Origin of the sequence: Hymenobacter ruricola, from assembly GCF_015694525.1 — a bacterium.
In the GTDB taxonomy this organism is placed as follows: Bacteria; Bacteroidota; Bacteroidia; order Cytophagales; family Hymenobacteraceae; genus Hymenobacter; species Hymenobacter ruricola.
In genome coordinates this window covers 26,049-43,822 of sequence record NZ_JADQDM010000001.1, presented here as the reverse complement: position 1 = coordinate 43,822, position 17,774 = coordinate 26,049, and the positions used below count along the sequence as shown (strand labels likewise).

General features: G+C 59.4%; 20 protein-coding genes and 4 tRNA genes. 5 read left to right on the top strand and 19 right to left on the bottom strand.

Features of this window, described 5'->3' with window-relative positions; all coding sequences use genetic code 11:
* Nucleotides 1-5: 5 nt before the first annotated feature.
* The 12 genes from rplA to I2H31_RS00160 form a co-directional block, all read right to left on the bottom strand.
* Entirely contained in the window at nucleotides 6-704 is a 699-nt protein-coding gene (rplA, locus tag I2H31_RS00215; RefSeq protein WP_196290996.1) for a 50S ribosomal protein L1, read from the bottom strand.
* A 20-nt stretch (nucleotides 705-724) separates the two neighbouring features.
* Entirely contained in the window at nucleotides 725-1,168 is a 444-nt protein-coding gene (gene rplK, locus I2H31_RS00210; RefSeq protein WP_190925651.1) for a 50S ribosomal protein L11, read from the bottom strand.
* 119 nt (nucleotides 1,169-1,287) lie between these two features.
* Nucleotides 1,288-1,854: a transcription termination/antitermination protein NusG gene (nusG, locus tag I2H31_RS00205; protein ID WP_196290995.1), complete on the bottom strand. Its 567-nt coding sequence runs from the start codon at nucleotides 1,852-1,854 to the stop codon at nucleotides 1,288-1,290.
* Between the two features lie 12 nt (nucleotides 1,855-1,866).
* Nucleotides 1,867-2,061, bottom strand: coding sequence for a preprotein translocase subunit SecE (secE, locus tag I2H31_RS00200; RefSeq protein ID WP_196290994.1), 195 nt, complete (start codon nucleotides 2,059-2,061; stop codon nucleotides 1,867-1,869).
* A gap of 63 nt (nucleotides 2,062-2,124) precedes the next feature.
* A tRNA-Trp gene (locus I2H31_RS00195) sits at nucleotides 2,125-2,195 on the bottom strand.
* A gap of 155 nt (nucleotides 2,196-2,350) precedes the next feature.
* Nucleotides 2,351-2,980 carry a hypothetical protein gene (locus tag I2H31_RS00190; RefSeq protein ID WP_196290993.1) on the bottom strand — a complete coding sequence of 210 codons (630 nt, stop codon included), beginning with the start codon at nucleotides 2,978-2,980 and terminating at the stop codon, nucleotides 2,351-2,353.
* Between the two features lie 29 nt (nucleotides 2,981-3,009).
* Nucleotides 3,010-3,648: a hypothetical protein gene (locus tag I2H31_RS00185; RefSeq protein WP_196290992.1), complete on the bottom strand. Its 639-nt coding sequence runs from the start codon at nucleotides 3,646-3,648 to the stop codon at nucleotides 3,010-3,012.
* A 130-nt stretch (nucleotides 3,649-3,778) separates the two neighbouring features.
* A complete protein-coding gene (gene tuf / locus I2H31_RS00180) occupies nucleotides 3,779-4,969 on the bottom strand; it encodes an elongation factor Tu (protein WP_046245268.1) in 1,191 nt (396 codons plus the stop codon).
* A gap of 171 nt (nucleotides 4,970-5,140) precedes the next feature.
* Nucleotides 5,141-5,212, bottom strand: a tRNA-Thr gene (locus tag I2H31_RS00175).
* A 16-nt stretch (nucleotides 5,213-5,228) separates the two neighbouring features.
* Nucleotides 5,229-5,301 (bottom strand) — tRNA-Gly (locus I2H31_RS00170).
* A gap of 20 nt (nucleotides 5,302-5,321) precedes the next feature.
* Nucleotides 5,322-5,401, bottom strand: a tRNA-Tyr gene (locus I2H31_RS00165).
* Between the two features lie 170 nt (nucleotides 5,402-5,571).
* Nucleotides 5,572-8,160: a M1 family aminopeptidase gene (locus tag I2H31_RS00160; RefSeq protein ID WP_230687375.1), complete on the bottom strand. Its 2,589-nt coding sequence runs from the start codon at nucleotides 8,158-8,160 to the stop codon at nucleotides 5,572-5,574.
* A 97-nt stretch (nucleotides 8,161-8,257) separates the two neighbouring features.
* Here I2H31_RS00160 and I2H31_RS00155 point away from each other — a divergent pair, with 97 nt between their 5' ends.
* The 3 genes from I2H31_RS00155 to frr all read left to right on the top strand — a co-directional run bounded on the left by I2H31_RS00155 (nucleotide 8,258) and on the right by frr (nucleotide 10,267).
* Nucleotides 8,258-8,761, top strand: a complete 504-nt coding sequence (locus I2H31_RS00155) for a biotin/lipoyl-containing protein (RefSeq protein ID WP_196290991.1) — start codon at nucleotides 8,258-8,260, stop codon at nucleotides 8,759-8,761.
* Between the two features lie 42 nt (nucleotides 8,762-8,803).
* Nucleotides 8,804-9,598: a UMP kinase gene (pyrH, locus tag I2H31_RS00150; protein WP_196290990.1), complete on the top strand. Its 795-nt coding sequence runs from the start codon at nucleotides 8,804-8,806 to the stop codon at nucleotides 9,596-9,598.
* Between the two features lie 105 nt (nucleotides 9,599-9,703).
* On the top strand, nucleotides 9,704-10,267 hold the full coding sequence (frr, locus tag I2H31_RS00145; protein ID WP_196290989.1) for a ribosome recycling factor: 564 nt from the start codon (nucleotides 9,704-9,706) through the stop codon (nucleotides 10,265-10,267).
* A gap of 86 nt (nucleotides 10,268-10,353) precedes the next feature.
* On the opposite strand, the gene nadD is transcribed toward frr, so the two are convergent.
* The 6 genes from nadD to I2H31_RS00115 form a co-directional block, all read right to left on the bottom strand.
* Nucleotides 10,354-10,935: a nicotinate (nicotinamide) nucleotide adenylyltransferase gene (gene nadD / locus I2H31_RS00140; RefSeq protein WP_196290988.1), complete on the bottom strand. Its 582-nt coding sequence runs from the start codon at nucleotides 10,933-10,935 to the stop codon at nucleotides 10,354-10,356.
* Nucleotides 10,932-11,516 carry a guanylate kinase gene (gene gmk / locus I2H31_RS00135; RefSeq protein WP_196290987.1) on the bottom strand — a complete coding sequence of 195 codons (585 nt, stop codon included), beginning with the start codon at nucleotides 11,514-11,516 and terminating at the stop codon, nucleotides 10,932-10,934. Before gmk ends, nadD begins: the two co-directional genes overlap by 4 nt.
* A gap of 29 nt (nucleotides 11,517-11,545) precedes the next feature.
* The gene (locus I2H31_RS00130) at nucleotides 11,546-11,845 is read right to left on the bottom strand and encodes a hypothetical protein (protein ID WP_196290986.1); all 300 of its coding nucleotides are present in this window, start codon (nucleotides 11,843-11,845) and stop codon (nucleotides 11,546-11,548) included.
* Between the two features lie 76 nt (nucleotides 11,846-11,921).
* Nucleotides 11,922-12,566 (bottom strand): sigma-70 family RNA polymerase sigma factor, encoded by a 645-nt coding sequence (locus tag I2H31_RS00125; RefSeq protein WP_196290985.1) that lies wholly within the window; start codon nucleotides 12,564-12,566, stop codon nucleotides 11,922-11,924.
* 292 nt (nucleotides 12,567-12,858) lie between these two features.
* Nucleotides 12,859-13,878 (bottom strand): glycosyltransferase family 9 protein, encoded by a 1,020-nt coding sequence (locus I2H31_RS00120; RefSeq protein WP_196290984.1) that lies wholly within the window; start codon nucleotides 13,876-13,878, stop codon nucleotides 12,859-12,861.
* A gap of 26 nt (nucleotides 13,879-13,904) precedes the next feature.
* The gene (locus I2H31_RS00115; protein ID WP_196290983.1) at nucleotides 13,905-14,672 is read right to left on the bottom strand and encodes a glycosyltransferase family 2 protein; all 768 of its coding nucleotides are present in this window, start codon (nucleotides 14,670-14,672) and stop codon (nucleotides 13,905-13,907) included.
* 115 nt (nucleotides 14,673-14,787) lie between these two features.
* On the opposite strand from I2H31_RS00115, the gene I2H31_RS00110 reads away from it, so the two are divergent.
* Entirely contained in the window at nucleotides 14,788-15,018 is a 231-nt protein-coding gene (locus I2H31_RS00110; protein ID WP_196290982.1) for a hypothetical protein, read from the top strand.
* Between the two features lie 102 nt (nucleotides 15,019-15,120).
* Entirely contained in the window at nucleotides 15,121-15,651 is a 531-nt protein-coding gene (locus I2H31_RS00105) for a GNAT family N-acetyltransferase (RefSeq protein ID WP_196290981.1), read from the top strand.
* A gap of 7 nt (nucleotides 15,652-15,658) precedes the next feature.
* On the opposite strand, the gene I2H31_RS00100 is transcribed toward I2H31_RS00105, so the two are convergent.
* Entirely contained in the window at nucleotides 15,659-17,767 is a 2,109-nt protein-coding gene (locus I2H31_RS00100; RefSeq protein ID WP_196290980.1) for a matrixin family metalloprotease, read from the bottom strand.
* Nucleotides 17,768-17,774 lie beyond the last annotated feature (7 nt).

Here is a 17,774-nt window from a genome sequence, read left to right as displayed (position 1 = left end):
TTTAATTAGTTAGCGGAATTTACTTGGCTGTCCACCGGAACGGCGGGCGACATCGTGCTCGAGAGCGTGATGCTCTTGATGTAGGTGCCTTTCGACGAAGAAGGCTTCAGGCGACCCAGCGTCTGGATTACTTCCAGCGCGTTTTCGGCCAGCATTTTCTCATCGAACGATACTTTACCAACCGAGCAGTGGATGATGCCGGTTTTGTCAACTTTGAAGTCGATTTTACCAGCTTTCACTTCCTGCACAGCCTTGGCTACATCGGTCGTTACGGTGCCCGACTTCGGGTTCGGCATCAGACCACGGGGACCGAGCACGCGGCCCAGGCGACCCACTTTGGCCATTACGGCCGGCATGGTGATGATGACGTCGATGTCGGTCCAGCCTTTCTCGATTTTCGAGATATAGTCGTCCAAGCCCACGAAGTCGGCGCCGGCGGCAGTGGCTTCGGCCTCCTTGTCAGGAGTCACGAGGGCCAGTACACGAACGGTTTTGCCGGTGCCGTGGGGCAGGGTGGCCACGCCACGAACCATTTGGTCCGCTTTGCGGGGGTCCACGCCGAGGCGAACGTCGATATCTACCGAGGCGTCAAACTTGGTGTAGGTAATGTCCTTCACCACTTTGGCGGCTTCCACGAGGCTGCGCACTTGCGTCAGGTCGTGTTTGGCAAGGGCTTCCTTGCGCTTTTTGCTTACTTGTGCCATCTGTTCGTTTCTCCGTTTAATTATTCAGCAAAAGGAGAGTCGCCCTTGATGGTAATGCCCATGCTACGGGCCGTACCAGCTACCTGCTTCATGGCCGACTCCACCTTAAAGGCGTTCAAGTCGGGCATTTTCGTCTCGGCGATGGTACGGATTTGGTCCCACGTCACGGAGCCCACCTTGTTACGGTTCGGCTCTTTCGAACCGCTCTGCAGCTTGGCAGCTTCCATGAGCAACACCGGAGCCGGTGCCGTCTTCACCACGAAGTCGAACGACTTGTCGGTGTACATGGTGATGAGTACAGGACAAACTTGGCCGGCTTTATCTTGGGTGCGAGCATTGAACTGCTTGCAAAACTCCATGATGTTCAAGCCTTTGCTACCAAGTGCAGGTCCTACCGGCGGCGAAGGGTTCGCGGCGCCTCCCTTTATCTGCAGACGCAGATAACCTCTGATTTCTTTGGCCATTTGATTGATTAGGCTGTGGCTCCTGCGTCGTAACTCGCGCTTGCCTCAGTTGGTATAAACTCCTGTTTGGAAGCCCCGCCAGTTCGGAGTAAATAACTGACGTGGTATAATTGACGAGGTTAAACCTCTTTTTCTACTTGGGTATAGCTGAGTTCTACCGGTTGCGAACGGCCGAAAATCTTTACGACTACATTGAGCTTCTTGCGCTCTTCAAATACTTCGTCCACGTTGCCAGAGAAGCCATTGAACGGACCGTCCACCACTTTCACGAGTTCGCCCACTACGTAAGGCTTGTCGAGGGTAGCGTCGGCCTGCTGCTCGGCCTCATCCACGATGCCGAGGATGCGATTCACTTCCGAGATGTGCAGCGGAACAGGTTTGTTGTTCGTGGCGTCCTTCTTGTCTTTGTCGCCGAGGAAACCAATCACGCCGGGCGTGCTGGTGATGATGTGGTCCACTTCCCCGTGCCCGAGGTCAGCATGGATGATGATGTAACCGGGGTAGAGGTTCCGCTCGCGGACGCGCTTCTTGCCGTTGCGCATCTCGAACACCTTTTCCACTGGAATCAGTACCTGTGGCACGAGCTCGGTCAGGTTGTGCCGGCCGAGCTCCGTTTCGAGGTAGTTTTTGGCTTTCTTTTCCTGGCCGCTCACGGAGCGCACCACATACCATTTCAATTCGCCCATCTTGATTGCTGACTAGCGAAACGAGTTGTAAAATGCTTTAAGTACCGACTCAAAGCTGACATCCATGATGCCTACCACGATGGCAAACACGAGCGAACCAATCAGCACCAAGCCGGCGCTTTTTTGCAGTTCCGTCGTCGAGGGCCACGTCACGTTGTAGCGCATCTCTTCGATGGTGGTGCGGAAGTAATTGCTCAGTTTGTCCATTGGGTGATAAAAAACAGCGTTGCCGCTGATAACAACATGGAGCGGGCCAACCGGCCCAAAGTGCACGAGTGGAGAGATTCGAACTCCCATCAAAGGTTTTGGAGACCTCTATTCTACCCTTGAACTACACTCGTTTTTAAACATTCCCACCCAGCGTATTTCGCCAAAGGGAGTGCAAAGGTAAGAGAAACAGCGGACAAAACAAATATGCCCTTCTGTTTCAGCGTAAAAAAGCCGCTCCCGAAACATCGAGAGCGGCTTTTTTATTCAAAAAGCATAAATCTATGGATTACCACTTACTAGGATTCTCTGCTATGCAAGCATAATACCCAGCAGTGCATGCATCCAGACATTTATAACCTTGACCGGAGTTCCGGCAATAGTCTTTGCACCTATAATAGAATGCAATACAGCCGCTACCTAGGAGTTGCTGGGGTTGGTAACCTTCAACGACCCGGTCATAAACCCGGGCTTGAATGTCCGCATACTCGGTGGGGCTGAGTGCGGCGAGTTGGGGATACTTTTGCTTTATCTCGTCCATGCGGCGCTGCTGCGACTCATTGTAAGCGGCGGTTTCCTGTGCAGTGTGCGCAGGGTCCGAGACGCCCTGCCCCGTTTCGACAGCGTGGTCAATTTCCGCTTTGCGCTGCTGCTGTTCCGCCGGCGCTAGGCCATTGTACCACACCGCATACTCTTTGGCAAAGTTGACGTCGGCGAGGATGTAATCCTTGACCAGTTGGTCGGCAGCCATCACCCCAACCAAGTCCTCATTGGCACTTTGCATTTTTGTTGCAACAAGTTCAGAGGTAACGTCTTTTTCTTTTTGACAAGAGAAAGCTAATGCCCCAAGAAACAGGTAGGCACACAGTATTGTGAATTTCGTGTTTGCAAACATTGGCTTAAAGTAAAATTCAATCATTCAAAATATTAGTGCTTTTTTGCTATTTTCTACGCTGACTGTTCTCTATCCCACTTACAAGCATAGTAGCCCACCCAACATGCTTGTCCACAGGATGCTCCTCCATTTTGTCCCCGACACCATGTTAGGCACATGCTCAGAGCTCGTACACATCCATCTGCAAATTGCTGGGGTTGGTAACCTTCAACGACCCGGTCATAAACCCGGGCTTGAATGTCCGCATACTCGGTGGGGCTGAGTGCGGCGAGTTGGGGATACTTTTGCTTTATCTCGTCCATGCGGCGCTGCTGCGACTCATTGTAAGCGGCGGTTTCCTGTGCAGTGTGCGCAGGGTCCGAGACGCCCTGCCCCGTTTCGACAGCGTGGTCAATTTCCGCTTTGCGCTGCTGCTGTTCCGCCGGCGCTAGGCCATTGTACCACACCGCATACTCTTTGGCAAAGTTGACGTCGGCGAGGATGTAATCCTTGACCAGTTGGTCGGCAGCCATCACCCCAACCAAGTCCTCATTGGCACTTTGTTTCACCGTTACGTGCTGAGCCATGGGCACGGTGGGGTCTTGCTCCTTCTGGCAAGACAGGGTCAACACCCCAAAAAGTGTTAGCGAACCCAATATTGTGACTCTCATTTTTTTCAACATGGCATTATGATGGTTAGTTTTAAGCAACATTGCTATGCTCAAACGTAATAATAGAAAGTCTGTTATCCAACGTCAGGACAAAAAACTTATCTTTTGGTATAAACGCGAAAACGCCCCCGATTACTCGGGGGCGTTTTCACATTCAGCGGTTGAGCTAAAACTAGTCGAGAACTTCGGTTACCTGCCCGGCACCTACCGTACGGCCCCCCTCACGGATAGCGAAGCGGAGGCCTTTCTCCATTGCCACCTTGTTGATGAGCTCAACGGTGATGGTGATGTTGTCGCCGGGCATTACCATTTCAACGCCCTCGGGGAGGGAGATGATGCCGGTAACGTCGGTGGTGCGCAGGTAGAACTGCGGACGGTAGTTGTTGAAGAACGGGGTGTGGCGGCCACCTTCCTCTTTCGAGAGAACGTAGACTTCAGCCTTGAACTTCTGGTGAGGAGTTACCGAACCGGGCTTGCAGATAACCATGCCGCGACGGATGGCTTCTTTTTCAATACCGCGGAGCAGCAGACCTACGTTGTCACCAGCTTCGCCACGGTCGAGGATTTTGCGGAACATTTCCACACCCGTAACCGTCGACTTCAGGCCGGCAGCAGCGCCCATGCCCAGGATGTCAACTTGCTCACCCGAGTTGATGATGCCGCGCTCGATACGACCGGTGGCCACAGTGCCACGGCCCGTAATCGAGAACACGTCCTCAACCGGCATCAGGAAGGGCAGGTCGGTCAGACGAGCGGGAATCGGAATGAACGAGTCAACCGCGTCCATCAGCTCGTTGATTTTGGGAACCCAGTTAGCATCGCCGTTCAGGCCGCCGAGGGCCGAACCCTGGATAACCGGAATGTTGTCGCCGTCGAAGTCGTAGAACGAGAGGAGTTCGCGGATTTCCATTTCCACCAGCTCGAGGAGCTCGGGGTCGTCCACCATGTCCACTTTGTTCATGAACACCACCAGCTGGGGAACACCTACCTGACGGGCGAGCAGGATGTGCTCACGGGTCTGGGGCATCGGGCCGTCGGTAGCAGCTACCACGAGGATAGCGCCGTCCATCTGGGCAGCACCCGTTACCATGTTCTTCACGTAGTCAGCGTGACCGGGGCAGTCAACGTGGGCGTAGTGACGGTTCTTGGTGGAGTACTCTACGTGAGCGGTGTTGATGGTGATACCACGCTCTTTTTCTTCGGGGGCGTTGTCAATCGAAGAGAAGTCACGCTTTTCGGCCAAGCCCTGGTTTGCCAACACCATGGTGATAGCAGCGGTCAGGGTGGTCTTGCCGTGGTCGACGTGGCCGATGGTACCGATGTTTACGTGCGGCTTGGACCGGTCGAAATTTTCTTTAGCCATTGTAAAGAGTAAAAAAAGAGGTGGTGAAGTGAATTTGAAGGTAAAAATCGGACCCTACACGAAGAAAGCGAGACTCAGCCCCTACTGTAATAGAAAACTGTGCGTCGCTTGCCTGAGAGAACCGCGCCAGCTTCCTGATAATTCAGAAAGCTGGACTTTAGTTGTAATCTGAGCCATTTATGGGATTTGAACCCATGACCTCTTCCTTACCAAGGAAGTGCTCTACCACTGAGCTAAAACGGCTTATTCTAAAAACGTGAGCGGGAGACGAGGTTCGAACCCGCGACCTGCAGCTTGGAAGGCTGCCGCTCTACCAACTGAGCTACTCCCGCAGATGGCATGTAAAGTTAAGTGGGGGTAACAGGACTCGAACCTATGAACCCGAAGGAGGTGAGTTACAGTCACCCGCAATTGCCGCTATGCGATACCCCCAATTTGGTGCTTCCCGGCCGATTGCTGAGAGGCGAGACCCTTGCGTTTTGACCATTGCCGAGGCAGTAGTGTTTCGTAAGGAGTCGCAAAATTAAGGCTTTTCTGACACCGGGCAAGGGATGACACAAAAAAAGGTCCTACTTTTTTCGTAAAACCCCCCTTAGGTGCTCCTACATAAGGTTATAAAATGCCTTGAGGCGGTCGTCGGTTTCCTTCTCGCGGATGTTTTGGAGCACGGCCTTGAGGTTGGGATTGGTGGGCATGAGCAGGGCGAGGCCTTTGTAGGCCCCAAGGCGAATGTCGTAGCGGGAGCCGTTGCGGGCGTAATCTTCAAGGATTTTGATGCCTTTGTCGCGCTCTACGGGCGGGATATGCGTCATGAGCGTGCCAAAAGACTGGAAGTAGGCGTAGAGGTCGTTGTCGCCCACGGCGGGCAGGCGCTTCAGAAACCACTGGTACTGGTCGAGGCCGCCGTTGAGGGCGTAGTAGTCGGCAATGGCTTGAATGAGCGGGCTGCTGCTGGTGTTTTCGATGGCGGCGACCTGCTGGCGGGTGGTGGGCTCGGGCTTTTTGGCCAGCACCTGGATGGCGGCGGCGGCTACCAGGGCGGAGCTGTCGCCGATGGCATCGCCGTATATATTGGCGTAGTTGCCGTCGGGGAAGGTAGCAAGGGTGGCAATGGCCTGGGCGCGGACGCGGGAGTTGGGGTCGGTGGTGGCGAGGCGCTGGATGTCTTTGCGCATGCCTTCGGGCTCGGGGCCGCGGTAGCGGCGAAGGTGGTCGAGGGCGAGGCGGCGCACGTTCCAGAACTTGTCGTTGAGGGCGTTGCGAAGCATGCTGCTCACGGCCATTTCGGCGGTTTTATTCTGGAGGAGCTCCAGCACCTCAGACTTTTGCTGGTAGGTGCGGGCGTGGTAAAACTGGAACACCAACTCGTCCTGGCTGCGGTCTTCGTCGATTTGGGCTAAAAGCTGGCTTTCGTTGTCGAACTTGACGAGGACGGGTTTTTGGCTGCTGGGGAAGGTGAACGTCTGGTCAGCTTTGGTGACGGTGATGCGGTGCTCGGTGGGCTGGTTACCGTTGGTCCAGACGGCCACGGAGACGGGCAGGCGGTAGATGGGCTGAAACAGCGTGTCCTGCACCTGCTGCACGTGCAGCGCTACCTGACCGTTGGCGTAGCTGTGGGTGATGCGCAGCTCGGGGTGCCCGCGCTGCATAAACCATTGGTTGAAAAACCAGGTCAGGTCCTCGCCAGTGGTTTCTTCGAAAGCGGTGCGCAGCTTCGCGATTTCGACTGCGCTTTGCTTGTTCTGGGTGAGGTAGTGGTTAAGGGAGGCGAAGAAGGCGTCATCGCCCACGTACTTGCGGAGCATGTGGAGCACGCGGCCGCCCTTGTCGTAGGAGTGGCGGTCGAACATGTCCTCGCGGTTCACATAGCGGTAGCGGATGAGGGGCTCGCGCTTGGCGGTGGCTTCTTCGAGGTAGTTGTTGAGCTTGATTTCTTGGACGAGGCTGGCTTCGTCGGCGCCGTACTTGTACTCAGCCCATAGGTATTCGGAATAGTCGGCGAAGGACTCGTTCAGCGGCAGGTTGCTCCACGACTCGCATGTGACGTAGTCGCCGAACCAGTGGTGAAAAAGCTCGTGGGCGATGACGGTTTCGGCCGTTTGGTAGTTGGTGTCGAGCAGTTCGCGCTTGGTGAGCTGGATGGTGCTGCTGTGGGTGGTGGCGGTGGTGTTTTCCATGGCGCCACTCACGTAGTCGCGCACGGCTACCTGGGCGTATTTCTCCCAAGGGTACTCCACACCCAGCTTTTTGGAGAAGAAATCCAGCATTTCGGGCGTGTGGCCGAAAATGGCGCGGGCGGTGCCAGCATACTGCGGCTCCACGTAGTAATCGACGGGCTTGCCGTGCCAAGAGTCGTTCACCACGGCGAAATCGCCGACTACCATGGTGGCGAGGTAGGGCGCGTGGGGTTGACTAAGCTTCCAGGTGTCGGTGCGGGTGCCGTCAGCGTTGGCGTGCGAGGAAATCAGGCTGCCGTTGGAAAGCGTTTTAAACTGCTTTTCTACCGTCATGCTGATTTCCTGCGTCATGCGCTGATTGGGCTTGTCGATAGTGGGAAACCAGCAGGAACTGGCTTCGGTCTCGCCCTGGGTCCAGATTTGACGGGGCTTGTTTTTGTCGGTACCCAGCGGGTTGATGAAATACAGGCCCTTGTCGGAGGTAATGGCCGCCGAGCCGCCTTGCGGCAATTCGTTGGGCTTGGCCACGTATGCTATGCGCACCTGGTAGGGCGTGCTGCGGGGGTACGGGTGGTCGAGGACAATGACGAGCTTGCGGCGGTTGTAATTGTAGTTGAGGCTCTTGTTTTTCTTCTCCCCTACCAACTCGATTTTCTGAATATCAAAACCCTTAGCGTCCAGCACCAGCTCCGACTGTGGGTAGAAATGCGAGCGCAACGTAAGGATGGCCGTGCCAAGCAGGTACTGCTTTTTGTAGTCGAAGCGCACATCGAGCTTGGTGTCAAGAAGGTCCGTGAGGATGGTGGCGGCGGGCTGCAAAGGCGCTTCGGCCGGTAGCCAGGATGGCACCACCAAGCCGGCAGAGGCGGGCGCCGACGTGGCCGCCGGGGCCACTTTTTTGTGCACGGGCGCCTTGGTAGCAGGCTTTTTAGTGCCGGGCTTGGCCACTTGGGCCACTGCCAGAAACTGCACAAACAACATCAGGCTGGAAAGGCCCGGAACCAGATACTTCATGCCAACAAGAACGGGCTAAAACCGCGTCAATTTCTGAATTAATTTGAGATTTGGGCTACCTTTAACCCCGGCTTTCCTCCCACCCTATTCACTGCAGATGCTTCAAATCAGCACCGGCCCCGGTCAACTCTGGGAAGTTGACTACCGCGCCGCCGACACCGTCACGCTCAACGGCCAGCTTTTTGCCTGGGACATAGCAGATTTGGGCGAAGGCCGCTTTCACGTGCTCCACGAAGGTCGCTCCTACAACGCGGAAGTTGTAGCGGTTGACTTCGCCACGAAAGATATCGTGCTCAAAATCAATGGCCAGCGCGTGGAGCTCAATGCCAAAGACCGGTTCGACTTGCTGCTCGAACGCCTCGGCATGAGCAACGCGGCCGCCGCGAAAGTAAACGAACTCAAGGCTCCGATGCCCGGTCTTATCGTAGATATTCGGGTGGAACCCGGCCAAGCCGTGCAAAAAGGCGACCCGCTGCTGGTGCTGGAGGCCATGAAAATGGAAAACATCCTGAAAGCGCCGGCCGATGGCACGGTGGGCACCATTAAGGTGAACCTGCGCGACAACGTGCAGAAGGGCCAGGTGCTGGTGCAGTTTTCGTAGCCGCCCGGCCACAATCAATTCGATAAACTCAACTCCTCTAACTTGAAATACAACCGCATCCTCCTCAAGCTCAGCGGCGAGTCGCTGATGGGCCAGCAGCAATACGGCATCGACGCCGAGCGGCTGATGCAGTACGCTTCCGAAATCAAAGCCGCGGTTTCCACCGGCGTGCAGGTGGCCGTCGTGATTGGCGGCGGCAACATCTACCGCGGCGTGGAGTCGGTGGCTTTCGGCCTCGACCGCGTGCAGGGCGACTACATGGGCATGCTGGCCACGGTCATCAACTCCATGGCCCTGCAAAGCGCCCTTGAAAAACTGGAAGTAAGCACGCGCCTGCTGTCGGGCCTCACCATTCAGCGGGTGTGCGAGCCATATATCCGTCGGCGCGCGGTGCGCCATCTGGAGAAAGGCCGCGTAGTGATTTTCGGGGCTGGCATTGGCTCCCCCTATTTCACCACCGACTCGGCTGCCTCGCTGCGCGCCATTGAGATTGAAGCCGATGTGGTGCTGAAGGGAACGCGCGTGGACGGCATCTATACCGCCGACCCGGAGAAGGACCCGAGCGCAACGCGCTACGACAAAATCACCTTTGACGAGGTGCTGAGCAAGAATTTGAACGTGATGGACATGACGGCCTTCACGCTCTGCAAAGAGAATAACCTGCCCATCATCGTGTTCGACATGAACACGCCGGGCAATTTGCAGCGTTTGCTGGACGGCGAGGCCATGGGCACGCTGGTGAGCGATGGCGGCAGCCGCGACGGCCGCAAGCCCACGCTGGACCCCATCAACACGCTGCTGCAGCCGCTGGTGGGCAAGCTGCCCGAGCAGGCGTAATTTTTTAGTTGTCGGTTGCTGGTTGTCGGTTGTTAGTTTGTATCGAAAAACTACACTGATAGCCGGGCCCGACAACGGACAACTATCAACTGACAACTAACTAAAATGGACGAAGAAATTCAGTTTTACCTGGACGACCTGGTTGAATCAATGGGCAAGGCCCTGGCCCACGTCAACGTGGAAATGAGCCGCATTCGGGCCGGCAAGGCCTCGCCGGCCATGCTCGACGGCATCCGGGTGGACTACTACGGCACGCCCACGCCCATTGGCCAGATTGCGAACATCTCGACGCCCGACGCCCGCTCGCTGTTCATCAAGCCCTGGGAGAAAAACATGATTGCCGAGGTCACCAAGGCCATTCGCAACAGCGACCTGGGCCTGAGCCCGGTGTCGGACGCGGAAGGCGTGCGCCTGAATATCCCGGCCATGACCGAAGAGCGCCGTCGCGACCTCGTGAAACAAGCCAAAAACGAATCGGAAGCTGGTAAAGTCCGCGTACGCGGCATCCGCAAGGATGTGAACGAAGCCCTGCGCAAGCTGCTGAAAGAAGGCGCTTCGGAAGACGCCATCAAAGTAGCGGAGGAAAAGGTGCAGAAAACCACTGATACTTACATTGCAGAGGTGGATAAGGCCTTGAGCAAGAAGGAATCAGAGATTATGACCATCTGATTTGGTCCGTTGAAGCATAAAGAAGCCCGGCGAGTTATCGCCGGGCTTTTTTGTTGAGCTGCATTCTTGCTGAATTCCGCAGATGGCTACGCAGAAGCCTGCCGGGAAGCAAGCACAGCCTCTACGGCATCTGGCACCAGGTAGCGGATGGATTTGCCCACGCGCAGGCTTTCGCGGATGTAGGTGGCCGAGATGTCGAGCAGCGGCGCGGCCATTACCTTAAGGCGGGGGAAGGCGGCTAAGTCCGGTAGCGCGGTGCCGGGCCTGGGATAGACGTAGATATCGACTTCGGCCAGCAGGCGGGCTGACTCCTGCCAGCGCGGCAGGCCCGAAACATTGTCGCCGCCCATAAGGAGCACGAAATCATGCTCGGGGTAGCGTTCACGCAAGGCGTCGAGCGTGGCGATGGTGTAGCTGGGGCGCGGCAGGTCAAACTCGATGGCTTCGGCGCGCAGGCGCGGGTTGCCGGCCAGGGCCAATTCTACCAGGCGCAGGCGCTCGGTGTCGGGCAACAGGTCCTTGGCTTCCTTGAAGGGGTTGTGGGGCGTGACCACCAGCCAGACTTCGGCCAAATCCGTACGCGTGGCGAAGTGCTCGGCCAGGATGAGGTGGCCGACGTGCACGGGGTTGAACGAGCCGAAGAGCAGGCCTATGCGCGGGGCGCTCATACCACGGCCGGCTCGGCGCTGATGAACTGACGCACGAGCTTTTCGGCTTGGGCGCTGGCTTCGTCGAGGTTGTCGTTGACGACGGTTACGTCGAACCGGTCTTCAAACGCCAGTTCAAACTTGGCTTTGTACACCCGCGAAGAAATGCTGGATTGCGAGTCGGTGGCGCGGGCTTGCAGGCGCTGCTCCAGGACTTCGATGGACGGCGGGCGGACGAAAATCGCCAGCGCCCGGTCCTTATAGAAGTCCTTGATGCTGAGGCCACCTTTCACGTCCACATCCAGGATGGCGTGCTTGCCGCTCTCCCAGATGCGTTCGATTTCGGACTTGAGGGTGCCGTAGAAGGCGCCTTCGTAGACTTCCTCCCATTCCACAAATTCGTCGTGACGAATCTTGTCCTGGAATTCTTCGGCCGAAATGAAATAGTAGTCCTTGCCGTTTTCCTCGGCCCGGCCGCGACGGTCGCGGGTGCAGGCCGAAATGGAAAAGCTCAGCTCCGGCACGCGCTCCATGAGCCGGTGCACAATGGTGGTTTTGCCCGCGCCCGAGGGCGCCGAAAACACAATGATTTTGCCTTGCATCGCGCAAAGCTAAGCCGCCCGGGCCGGTATTAGGCCACCGTGGCGCCCACGCGGGCCAAAATGGACTCGTGCAGGCTGGCGGGCGGGGCCGGCGTGTTCACGCGCTGCTTCAGGAAAGAGATGAAGGTGCGCTGCTTGTCAATGTTGTCGAAGCAGGGCGAACAGTCGGTGGCGTGGTCGTAGAGGTAGTCCTCGTCTTCCGCCGTCAACGGTTGGCCTTCGATGAGTTGGTCTAATACAGTATTCACGCGTTCGCAGTCGGGGCCGTTGTCAGGAGTAGCTGCAACGGGGGCCGACGTGTTGGTTTGTGTAGTAGCGGATGGGTTCATAAGAAAGGAGACGCGAAAGGGGTGAAAGACAACGAAATGCATTAGAGCATCCGGCTGGGTGCCGCTGCTGGGAGGGTTAATTATTTTCGGAGTCGGTTAGTTCCGTTTCGTCGTCAATTGCATCATTGCCATATCCCATTGATTGGGCGTATTTCTCCAGTTTATCCTTGAGGAAATTGCGGGCCCGGTGCAGGCGTGAACGCACCGTACCAATCGGAATGTCAAGCACTTTGGCCATTTCCTCGTAAGTAAATCCTTCGAGGTCGCAGAGGATGATGACGGTGCGAAAATCGACCGGCAAAGAATTTAGGGCGCTGGCCACTTCATCGCCAATCAGGTCGCGGGCCGACTGCTGGCGCATGTCGGACGACGAGGCGCCGACTTCGCCTTCGGCCTCCACGTCGTCGGGGTTGTAATAGCCCTCAATCTCGCTGTAATCTACTTTGGCGGGCTGCTTGCTCTTCTTGCGGAAATCGTTGATGAACGAGTTCTTGAGAATGCGGAAAAGCCAGGCCTTGGCGTTGGTGCCGGGCTCGAAATACTCGAAGAAGCGGTACGCCTTCAGGTAGGTTTCCTGCACGAGGTCGTTGGCATCGTCCTCGTCGAGGGTGAGCCGGTAGGCAAAGTTGTAGAGCGGGTCGAGCACGGGCATGAGCTCGGCCTGAAAGCGCCGGTCTTTTTCCTCTTTGCTCAGTTTAACCCGTTCGGGGGAATCGCTCATACAGGTGGGCGGGGGAAATTGCAGGCCGAAACCTACGAAAGAATAAGGTATTAGGACAAATCGGACTGAACCAGCAACTCGGAAAAAGCGGCCGGCCGGGTTGCTTGCTCAACAGGTGAAACCGCCCATGGGGTTTGCGGTTCGAAGTAGCATAACTACTTCCAAACGCATCGCCGGGCAGCCCAAGCCTTGCCCGATGTACGGATTGCAGCTTACGCTAGGTTGCAATAACCCGCGCAACTACCAAACTAAGTGGATGAATGAGCCCCAGAATATCGACAGAGAGCAATAGTTAACCCATCGGCAACGGCTGCCACGCTGCTATTTGCGCTGCCACGGCCGCCGGCTCGATGGCCCGGATGCAGGTGCAGGCGGCGGGTTGCTGGCGGCAGTCATTGCAGTTGGGTTTGTCGAACACCAGGAAGCCGGCGTGCGGCCCCAGCGGCCCCCAGCGGCCGGGGTGCATGGGCCGAATGGGCGGGTACAAGCCCAGCGCGTGGCGGCCCAGTGCGGCGGCCAGGTGCAGCGGCCCGGTGCTGCCCGCCACCAAGCCATCGGCGGCGGCGATGAAGGAAATGAATTGCGGCAGGCTGAGCTGGCCGGTAAGGTTGGCGGCGAGAAAGGCAGCATTTTGCTGGAGCCAGTCGGCCAGTTCCTCCCCTTCCGCCGCCGTGCCGGTGACGAAGACGCGGTGGCCGGCCTGGTGCAGCAACTGGGCGAGGCGGGCGTAGTTATCCAAGCCCCATTCGCGGGCACTACCGCGGCTGCGCGGGTGCAGAATGATATTTAACTGCCCCGGCTGGCGTTGGCCCAGCCGCTCTTGCCAATGCTCCGCCAGCAGCTCGGTGGCTTGCAGGCGCACCAGCTGGGCTACTTCGGGCAGCGGAGGAAAACGGTTGAGGCCAAACGGCTGGAGCAGCTTGAGGTTTAGCTGGGCTTCGTGCAGCGTGGAGTGGCGGCGGCTGAGGGCCACCAGCCGGTTGCAGGTGAGCCAGTGGCGCCAGCGGTTGCGGGTGCCAATGCGGACGGGGATTTTGGCTTTGTGGGCCAGCCGCGCCAGCAGGGTGTTGGGAAATACGTGAATGATGGCGTGGGCCGCGTAGCCGCGCAGGGTGGCTACCTGGGTGGCGCCGGGCAGCTGGGCCAACTCGTCCAGGTTCAGAAAATCATCGACCCACGGGCAGGCGGCGGCCACGGGCGCGGTGTAGGTGCGGCCGATGAGCACCACCCGGCACTTGGGAAACAGCTGCTTGAGATACCCGGCCACGGGCAGGGTCAGCACCACGTCGCCGATGGCGTCGGTGCGCGACACGAGGAAGGTTTGAAGGTTTTCCGGGCTCATGCTTCGGCGCTTTCGGTGCGGGTTTTCAGCTTGGCGAATTTCAGAAACACGCCCCAAGCCGAGATGCCGGCGATGCACAGGCCCGCGAACCCATCGAGCAAGCCCAGCCGGAAAAAGTAGCCGTGCACGAATTTCCAGAGCGGCTTGAGCAGCAGGTGAAACAAAGTCACGCGGGTTTGGCCGCGCAGGTCCAGCTCCTGGGCCGTGATGCTGGTGAACTTGTTGAGCTGGCTGACGTGCTGCGCGATGCTGTAGTAGCTGTAGTGCAGGGCATCGCCGGCAAGGGTGCCAGTGGTTTGGCCGGCGGTCACTTCGTAGCGCTCGTGCAGGAGCAGCCCGGTCCAGCGGCCCAGGCGGCGGTCGTAGAGGCGCAGCTTGCGGTCGGGGTACCAGCCGCCGTGGCGCACCCAGTGCCCGCAGTAGTTGGTGAGGCGGGCCAGGGAGTAGGCAGCGTGCTGCCAGTCGGCTTTGGCGGCCCGGATGGACCGGCGCAGCTCCTCGGTCAGCACTTCGTCGGCGTCGAGCTGGAGCACGTGGTCGAACTGGGCCTGGCCGGTGGCGTAGTTTTTCTGCTCCACGTAGCCGGCGAAAGCGTGCTGAATGACGCGGACGCCGTGCTGCCGGCAGATTTCCACCGTGTTATCAGTGGAAAAGGAATCGACCACCAGCACGTCGTCGGCCACGTCGCCCAGGGCTTCGAGGCAGCGGGCAATGTTGGCCGCTTCGTTGAAGGTGATGACGACGACAGAAAGGGAAATGGGCATTGTTGAGCAAATATCCGGCGTTTTTCCTCGGCATTGCGTCTACTGCGGGTGCAATATTTCCGTATGGCAAGCCGCCCGCCGTGCGTAACTTGCGCCCGCATTCGTTTCCCCACACATGAAAAAAACGTTCCTCCCCGGCCTGCTGGCCGCTGCCCTGCTGTCGTTTACGCTGCCGTCCTGCGGTCCTTCGGCCACGGAAGGCGACGATGACATTGCCACCACCGAGCTGCCGCCCCTGCCCGCCGCCCCCGACACCACCAAGGGTGCCAAGCAGCCCGAGCAGTACCGCGAGCTGAACTCGGTGAACGCCACCGAAGACATCAAAAAGATGCAGCCCCAGATGTAATCCGGCCGTTTGCTGCCTCAGGTTTTCTTTATTGAGCCGTTGCTGCTAATGCGGTGGCGGCTCAATTTCTTTTTACTGCACCGGCCCGGCGGGCATACTATGATGGAAAACAACCTTGTGCTGCGTCGCGGCGTCGAAACCGATTTGCCCCAGGTGCTGGGCCTGATTCACGAGCTGGCGCTGTACGAGCGGGCCCCGGAAGCGGTGACCAACACGCTCACGGCCATGCAGCGCGACGGCTTCGGGCCGGCGCCCATTTTCGGCTTCTTCGTGCTCGAAAACGAGGCCGCCGAAATCGTCGGCCTGGCCTTGTTCTACACCGCGTACTCCACTTGGAAAGGCCGCATGCTGTACCTGGAAGACCTGGTGGTGACGGAATCGGCGCGGCGCGGCGGCCTGGGCCGGCTGCTGTTCGATGCCGTGGTGGCCGAGGCCCGGGCAACCGGAGCCGTGCGCCTGAAGTGGCAGGTGCTGAACTGGAACGAACCCGCCATCACGTTCTACAAAAAGCTGGGCGCCAACATCGAAGACGAATGGTTCAACGGCAACCTCGACGAGGGGCAGCTGGCCAGCTACGCCGTGGCCCCGGCGGCTTCGGAGGCGGCCCGGCCCGTGGTGGGCCGCAGCCTGTAGCCCGCCGCTAGTACCGCACAAACCGGCTGCTACCGGTGCGGCCCTGCGCATCCTGCCAAAACAGCACGTAGAGGCCCGGCGCCAGGCCCGCAATGGACAGCGGCACCACGTTGAGCCCCACGGGCAGGCTCAGCAGGCTGGCGCGGGCCCGGCGGCCCAGTCGGTCGAAGATGCGGAAAGTCACGGTGGTTTCGGCGGCCGCGGGGTATTGCACGCGCAGCACGTCGTCGCTCACGGGGTTGGGGAAAATCGAAATGGTAGCGTTGGCGCCGTCGGTGCTGAGCACGGCGGGGGCCACGTTGTCGAGGGAGCCGTCGGGCCGTAGCAGGCGCAGGCGGTAGTAGAGCAGGCCACCGGGCACGGCAGCATCAGTGTACTGATAAGAACCGCCGGGCACCCGGTTGGCCACCGCGCCCAGCCGCACCCAAGCGGTGGTGTCGCCGGCGGCGGTGCGCTCCACCACAAAACCGCTCAGGAAGCATTCGTCGCGGGTGGCCCATGTCAGGGTGACGCCCGCGCCAGCGACGTATTGGGCGGCAAAGCTGGTGAGCGGGGCGGGCAGCAGGGCCGGGCCGCCGCAGCCCAGGGTGCGCAGGCTGCGCACGCGCAGCACCTGGCGCCCGCCGGCCACGTCGCTCGCGGGGTTGAGGCTACGCGAGAGCTGGCCGACGGACACGGCGTAGTGCATCACGGCTCCCGGCAGGTTGAGGTGGCTGAGCTGGTGAGCGTGGCCCAACTCGTGCACGGCCACCGACTCAAAATCAATCTGCCGCAGCGAAGTCAGGGGCGGCGCGGGCCCAAACTGAAAGTTGCTGGCGTCGTCGAACTGCATGTCGATTTCCTTTACCCAAAATACCACCTCGCCGCTGGGCGCGTAGCAGCCGCGGTAGTAGCTGGTGGTGCGGCCCAGCACCTGGGCCGGCAGCTCGGGGCCGGCATCGAAGGCCACCACGTTCTGGCCGTCGTCGGCAATGGCGCTGGTGGCGTTGGGGGCGCCCACTTCCCAGTTCATGCCCGTTTGGCAGCGCCAGGTGGCCAGCGCCCGCTGCCACGCCGCCGCCGCCGGGGCGTTGGCCGCGAAGCCGGGACCGAAGCGGAAGGAAATGCCGCCGCTGGCATTCAGGGCCACGTGGTTGGGCCGCTGAAGCAGGGTGCCGTCGGTGCTTTCGACGGTGGTGAGGGCGTAGACGACGGTGAGGGCGCTGGAGCTTTCCGCTGCCACTTGGTCGGCGGTGGTCACGCGGATGGTGCCCGAGCCGGCCGGATGGCCGTTGCTCACGGGCAGGCCGCCGTTGGCCGTGGAAGGCACTCTTACCTGAATGCGCGTATTGGTCCAGCTCACGTAGTCGGCCGCGCGGGCTTTCACGAAGGTGGCGCCGCCATCGTCGGCGTTGCGAAACTCCACGAAGCCCGTCCCCTGGCTGTTGCCGAAGCCGGCCCCGTCGATGGTGAGCACGGCCCCGGTGCCGGCCGGCAAGCTTCGGGGGGCGAAGCTGGCGACGGTGGGCGCCGTGACCCGTCGGGCCGGGCCCACCGCCGTGGCGGCCATCATCGACAGGTTGGGCTGCAGCACCCGGCGGGCCTGCCCCGTGAGGCCGGCCAGCTTCCGGTAAAAGGCCGCATCGACGGCCGGATAGGTGCGAAAGGGCTCAGCAGCGGTTTGCTCAATGGTGTTAAAGGCAATAAAGCCCTGCTCGCTGCCGTAGGGCGTGTAGGCGCGGCCAGCCGTGGCAATGCCCAGCCAGGGCGCGCGGCTCAGGAAAAAGATGCCCTGCTGGCCGGGCGCCAGCTGCAGGGTATTGGTCAGCACCTGCTGGTCGAGCCCCAGCCGGCCACCTTCCGTAATCAGTACCAGCTCCGTCGTGTCGGCCACCTGGCCTTTCAGCAGCGAAAACACCCGCAGCCGGTGCCGGGTGAAAAGCCGGGCGTGGTTCTCATTCCAAAAACCCTGCGCGTCCAGCACTTCTGCCTCCACCACCAGCGCCGCCTGTTGCGCCCGCTGCTCGGGTGCCAGCGGCAGCATCAGGCAGCGCAGCTCGGCGCCGGGGGCCTGGGCCTGTGTGGGGCCGCTACTCAGCACCCCAACGCCCAGCAAGGAGGCCATCCAGAAACTCAATCTACGA